Source organism: Pseudomonas sp. P5_A2_2 (assembly GCF_054177685.1).
In genome coordinates this window covers 1-1,146 of sequence record NZ_JBGCUL010001256.1, presented here as the reverse complement: position 1 = coordinate 1,146, position 1,146 = coordinate 1, and the positions used below count along the sequence as shown (strand labels likewise).

1 protein-coding gene is annotated in these 1,146 nt (G+C 59.7%); it reads right to left on the bottom strand.

Going from position 1 to position 1,146, the window contains the following annotated elements:
• Positions 1-49 precede the first annotated feature (49 nt).
• Positions 50-871, bottom strand: coding sequence for a c-type cytochrome (locus tag ACXRVY_RS30605; RefSeq protein ID WP_458239152.1), 822 nt, complete (start codon positions 869-871; stop codon positions 50-52).
• Positions 872-1,146: the final 275 nt, after the last annotated feature.

Genomic DNA, 1,146 nt, shown 5'->3' with positions numbered 1-1,146 from the left:
GCCTGACACACCGCTATCGCGAGCAGGCTCGCTCCTACAGGTAAATGCATCACGGCTTCACCTTGCGCCCGACCATATGCTGCAAATACCCCACCAGCATTTGCAGATCCCCATCCGGTAACACCTCGGCCGAGAACCCGGGCATCYTCGCCTGCGGCCACTGGCGCAAACTCTGTGGATCGCGAATGTAGCGCTTGAGGAAGTCCGCGCCGAAGTACTCGGTCGGGTTGTACGGAATATTCAGGTCCGGCCCGAATTGCGCGTCCCCGGCGCCGTTGAGTCGATGGCAGGCCAGGCAATTCTTCTGGAACAACGCAAAGCCCTTGTTCACCGGATCATCCGCCTTCAACGCCGGATCGGGCAGCAGGGCAGGGAAGCGCTCGGCCACGGGCGCCAGGCGTTTGATGCTCGCCACTTGGAACGGCCATTGTTCGGGGCTGATGTTGCCGGCCTGCGGGTTGCTCCAGACCAGATAGAACGGTCCGGCGCCCGGCTTGCCTTCCGATAGCGGTGGCCAGGGCTTGGCCGGGTCTTCAATTGCCAGCCACGCCTGTGCACCCTGGGTATTGAGCAGAGGCGCCGCGGCCATTTCGGCGGCAAAGCCATCCAGGGCCACGGCTTGCAGGTGGTCCTCAGGCTTGATGCCGTTCAGCAGCGCGGACAATGGCACGGCGCGGTAACTCATGTCCCGCTTGTAGGAGACGTCGTTGCTGATGTTGATGGTTTGAACCTGAGGATGCTTGAGCAATTGCTCGGTCTGCCAGGTGCGACTGTTCGCGCCCAGCTCCAGGTTCAGCTGTGCGGCATACAGGGGCGACCCGAACAGCAGGGCCCCGAGCAGAGTGAGCATTTTCAAGTGATCGCCGTCCATGTCGTGCAAGTGCCGCAAAGATTGGCACAGCCACGCTGGCCCGGCTAGCGGGCCAGTCACATTTTGATGGTGGCCATTCAAAACTGTGGTGCCGAATCTTTTAGACGCGACTAGCCGATCACCTTGGTCAGGTTCGGCAATATCAACAACAGCGTGGTGGCGAAAAGGATGAGCCCGGCTTGACGTACTTTCGATTGTTTGAACATGGCTTGACCGCCTTTTTTGTTATTTCCTGATGCCTGCCTGCATATCTCCATGTCTGCATATCTCCATGT